General features: G+C 44.0%; 5 protein-coding genes. 2 read left to right on the top strand and 3 right to left on the bottom strand.

Annotated features, from left to right (window positions below):
- Positions 1 to 282: 282 nt before the first annotated feature.
- Positions 283 to 1,494 (top strand): iron-containing alcohol dehydrogenase, encoded by a 1,212-nt coding sequence (locus FYJ45_RS28770; protein WP_154468367.1) that lies wholly within the window; start codon positions 283 to 285, stop codon positions 1,492 to 1,494.
- A 165-nt stretch (positions 1,495 to 1,659) separates the two neighbouring features.
- Here FYJ45_RS28770 and FYJ45_RS28765 read toward each other — a convergent pair whose 3' ends face one another.
- The gene (locus FYJ45_RS28765; RefSeq protein WP_330588862.1) at positions 1,660 to 1,995 is read right to left on the bottom strand and encodes a DUF3784 domain-containing protein; all 336 of its coding nucleotides are present in this window, start codon (positions 1,993 to 1,995) and stop codon (positions 1,660 to 1,662) included.
- A gap of 177 nt (positions 1,996 to 2,172) precedes the next feature.
- Between FYJ45_RS28765 and FYJ45_RS28760 the strand changes: the two genes are divergently transcribed.
- Complete coding sequence (locus FYJ45_RS28760) at positions 2,173 to 2,760, top strand: zinc ribbon domain-containing protein (RefSeq protein WP_154468366.1); 588 nt, start codon at positions 2,173 to 2,175, stop codon at positions 2,758 to 2,760.
- 238 nt (positions 2,761 to 2,998) lie between these two features.
- Here the strand turns inward: FYJ45_RS28760 and FYJ45_RS28755 are convergent, their stop codons facing one another.
- Together FYJ45_RS28755 and FYJ45_RS31970 are read right to left on the bottom strand one after the other, a co-directional pair.
- Positions 2,999 to 3,178, bottom strand: a complete 180-nt coding sequence (locus FYJ45_RS28755; protein WP_154468365.1) for a hypothetical protein — start codon at positions 3,176 to 3,178, stop codon at positions 2,999 to 3,001.
- The gene (locus FYJ45_RS31970; RefSeq protein WP_276892251.1) at positions 3,168 to 4,004 is read right to left on the bottom strand and encodes a DUF3048 domain-containing protein; all 837 of its coding nucleotides are present in this window, start codon (positions 4,002 to 4,004) and stop codon (positions 3,168 to 3,170) included. The genes FYJ45_RS28755 and FYJ45_RS31970 overlap by 11 nt, the downstream gene beginning before the upstream one ends.
- Between the last annotated feature and the right edge of the window lie 469 nt (positions 4,005 to 4,473).

Below are 4,473 nucleotides of genomic sequence, written 5' to 3'. Positions count from 1 at the left end.
TATGGCTCATAAGTAATTCCTGATTGGTCATGGTATCATCCTCCTAAATATAAGGATATAATACCAGATCACAAGGGTGATAAAACGGACTTATATAGGTTACCAACACATTTGCGGACTAACACCAATATTTTTTATATTCACATTTATTTATTTGTTTATTTTCTCCAATTGAATTGACATTGCAGCTCCAAAGTGTTAAAATATTAACAAATCGAGATGTCAATCAAGGGGGACATGACATACCCGGTAATCATACAAATTTAAGGAGGTATTTTAGCAATGGGACGTTTTACTTTACCGCGTGACTTATATCATGGAAAGGGATCACTCGCAGAGCTTAAGAATCTGAAAGGAAAGAAAGCCATCATCGTTGTTGGCGGCGGTTCCATGAAGAGAGGCGGATTCCTCGGACAGGCTGAAGAATATCTGAAGGAAGCCGGCATGGAAGTGAAGCTTTTTGAAGGCGTTGAGTCCGATCCTTCCGTAGAAACAGTTATGCGCGGCGCGAAAATGATGCAGGAATTTGAACCCGACTGGATCGTTGCCATGGGCGGCGGCTCACCGATTGATGCAGCCAAGACCATGTGGGCATTCTACGAATACCCCGACACTACCTTTGAAGATCTGATAACTCCTTTTGCGTTCCCGGAGCTGCGCCAGAAAGCTCATTTCTGCGCTATCTCCTCCACATCCGGAACAGCAACGGAGGTTACCGCTTTTGCAGTTATCACGGACTATCAGAAGGGTATTAAATATCCTCTGGCAGACTTTAACATTACGCCCGACGTTGCCATCGTTGATCCTAACCTTGCGGAGACAATGCCTCCGAAGCTGGTAGCCCATACAGGTATGGATGCCATGACACATGCGGTAGAAGCCTATGTATCCACGCTTCACTGCAATTACACGGATCCTTTAGCTCTCCATGCCATCAAGATGATTCATGACTACCTGAAGAAATCCTATGACGGCGATATGGACGCCCGCGATCAGATGCATGACGCCCAGTGCCTGGCTGGTATGGCATTCTCCAATGCACTTTTGGGAATTGTTCATTCCATGGCACACAAGACCGGCGCTGCTTTCTCAGGCGGACATATTATCCACGGGGCTGCAAACGCAATGTACCTTCCCAAGGTAATCAAATTCAATGCGGCAAATGCGGAAGCTTCTGAAAGATATGCAGATATTGCCAGATTTATCAACCTTCCCGGAAATACTACCGAAGAACTGGTTGAATCCTTAATTGAAGAGCTGCGCAATATGAACAGAATGCTGAATATTCCTCTTGCAATCAAGAATTACGGAGAAGGAGGGCTTATTGCAGATAATTCCATCATTGACGAGAAGGAATTCCTTGACAAGCTTCCCTCAGTTGCGGAGCTTGCTATCGGAGACGCCTGCACAGGCAGCAATCCCCGTATCCCCACACAGGAGGAAATGGAAAAACTTTTGAAGTGCTGCTATTATGACTTAGAAGTAGATTTCTAATTACATAGGTGATTCCCCCTAAGGACACACCCCCTGCCGGCATCAATTCTAACCGGCAGGGGGCATTATTTTACAGGAAAATGCATATATATAACAACCGTTCCGCTGCGGCCGCACCGTCAGTCATCTGGCGGCGTAAATATTACAGCCTGTTCCGTCAGAAACTCATTTACGGTATTTGCCAAAAGCCTTTTCCGTATCTATATGGACCTCATGGAAAAACAGAACCAGCCAGATGGCAAAAGCCGGAATGGCACAATATGTGTTTACAAAATACGACAGCGCTCCCCCAATCAGGAATACGCCGCACCACAGAAAAAACAGGTTCCGCTGATCCCGGCTCATTCGCTCCTTGTCGTATTTTTCCCGCTCTCTTTCAGGCAGGGTATTAAAACCGCTGATTAGCATCGCGCCCTTCTCCTTAAGAAAAGCAAAAATAATTCCGAGGATCAAAAAGATAATTCCTAATAATAGACAAAAATAAAATCCCAGATTCAACATGGTTTTCCTTTCCCGGCTGCTCCTTTGCTCCCGTTACAGAGACAGTTACACCCGCTATATGCAAAGAATAACACGTTTAGCCCGGGATTCCAATTAATTTAATAGAAGCTTAATAAAATTTTACTTGTTATACCACATATATAAATATAGAATAGGGAAAAAGGAGGTATTGCTCATATGGACTTTTTAGACAAGATTGGTAATATCGCAAAAAATATCGGGGACAGGACAAACGACGCCATTGAGATCACAAAGCTCAATGCGAAAATTTCTTCAGAAAAGAATGCTGCTGCAGAAGAACTGAATAAGATCGGAGATTTTTATTATAAAAAATTTGCAGGAGAGGAACCCATCGACACAGAAATCCAGGATTTCTGCGCTGCCGCCGCCGCACATTATGAGGCGATTGAGCAGGCAAAGGCTGAGATCGAACGGATAAAACGGGAAAATAACCCCAAAGGAAACAGCGCGGATAATGACGAAGCCCGGCCGCCGGAGGAAAACAGAAATAATACCGGCGACACTGCTGCCGCCGAACCGGAAAAGAAACCTGATCCGGCCCCGGAATCTATGGTGGTCTGTCCCGCCTGCCAGGCCCTGAATCAGGAAGGCCTGCGGTTCTGTACGCAGTGCGGCTCTCTTCTGGAGCCGGAGCCTGCAAAGGAAGCCTGGGAAAAGCCTGCCAGGAAGTGTCCTGTATGCGGCGCCGAAATGAAGGACGGCTTTGTTTTCTGCGGATGCTGCGGTGCGAAGATAGCGGAATAAAGGCGCAGTGCATATTGAATGATACAGGGGATTCTAGCTGTGCCATATGTTACGGACATAGAAAACTTTGGCACCCCCACAACTTTAATTACTAAAGAACCGGCCGACGGCTGTGAAAGGGAATTGAGGCTTTCACGGTCCGGTGGCCGATTTTTTTTTTATTTCTGCCGATTTTTGTCTCATGGAAATGAATCAGTTAATTTTTAGTTATGATGAGACAATCAAAACACTCTAATTTTTAGAGCTCCATCTGGATCTCTGTCTCTTCAACTGAAATTGGTCTTTCATCCTTTTCATGCACAGAAAACAGGGCTATTCTTATAAGTACTACAGCGATTAAAACCAATAATAATATAAGAATAAATTTTATAATGCTTTTTTTATGTACCATATTTATTTTCCTTTCATTATTTGACAAGCTCAACATCCTCCGCATAATCAGCCCATATAATACAAATCCATATTTTTCCGGGAGTCAGTTTTATGGGGTTTCCGGCTTCGTCCAGATAAACGGCCGGGTCATTGTCACTGTACCGGGACCATGTCCCATTAATTACCTTTCCCTGTGTGAATACCTGTACAGGAAGTCCATTGTCACCGTGGCACCCAAAGGCAAGATAGTCATTTTCATCCCTTACCTCGCCATAACAGTACTGTAGTATTACGTTATCACACGTCAGCTGATTTCCTGTTACCTCGTCTATGTGGGGACCGCCGTATTGATAACGGTAGTATTTTTCTCCATCATATTGGAAATAAGCCTGAATACGGCTGTAGCCGTTGGCACCGTCTGATGCCTGTCCGCCTGGATAAATAATATTTACATCCGGCATATTCTTATATATATCGGCATCATGACTGCTTAAAAATGTAAATTTGGGTTGAAAGGTATCATGGTATTCCAGACTGTATCCAAAGAGCTCTACATTTTTCAAAATGTCTTTTCCTGATGCCACCACATTGTGAGGCGCTCTTCTGTCTGTTGTGCGGCGGAATACATCATAAGCAGGATGGTCAATTCCTGCAACTGCTGCGCTGATATTATCCACCCTGTCGCTGTTCAGCAGCGCGTCCACATACATGGTGGCCTGTCCGAAGTGGCAATAAACAGCATCATGTTCCAGGGCACAATATACAAAATAGTCTCTGCTGCTTCGGATGTATCCAATTTTTTCAATAGATTCCCAATCCTCAAATAATCCCATTAAGCGGGTAATTCGTCCCTCTACCGGTGCTTTATAAATAATTGAAGCTTTTTCTATTCCGGTCTGCGGACAGCTGGCCCTGATATGTTCTGTTGTTCTTCCTCAATTGGAAGTCCGGTCAGATAGCTCAGTGCCCCTGTGGCTTCAGGCGAATTTTCCTTTTCCAAAGATTCTGTTTCCTCTGATTCATACTCCTATGTTTTTCGGCCTGTTCCTGTCTGGTTTTATCAGACGGCTTTTTTGCTGTGCAGGCGGCGAGCAAAATTCCTGTAATGCAGAAAAGGGTTATTATCGCAAGTGTTTTATGTCTTTTGTGCATAGTCCTCCTATACTGCCTTTAATGAGGCCATATCATGTTAATGGTTTTAAATTTAACTTTTTGTAACTGTTTAGGACCCCACTTTAGGTCCAGATGATTTTTTGTACAAAACAGAGAAATTTAAAAATCTGTTTTGCAATCTGTTCCATGATTTCTGTGGATAAATCTTCCTCAATAATCATGAGACTT

It is taken from the genome of Eisenbergiella porci (assembly GCF_009696275.1).
Taxonomy (GTDB): domain Bacteria; phylum Bacillota; class Clostridia; order Lachnospirales; family Lachnospiraceae; genus Eisenbergiella; species Eisenbergiella porci.
Note: the sequence above shows the minus strand (reverse complement) of the source record. Positions and strands in the feature narration are given on the sequence as shown.

Bases quoted from the DNA above. Each gene is read 5' to 3' on its own strand.
- FYJ45_RS28770 (WP_154468367.1), top strand. From the start codon at position 283: ATGGGACGTTTTACTTTACCGCGTGACTTATATCATGGAAAGGGATCA.
- FYJ45_RS28765 (WP_330588862.1), bottom strand. From the start codon at position 1,995: ATGTTGAATCTGGGATTTTATTTTTGTCTATTATTAGGAATTATCTTT.
- FYJ45_RS28760 (WP_154468366.1), top strand. From the start codon at position 2,173: ATGGACTTTTTAGACAAGATTGGTAATATCGCAAAAAATATCGGGGAC.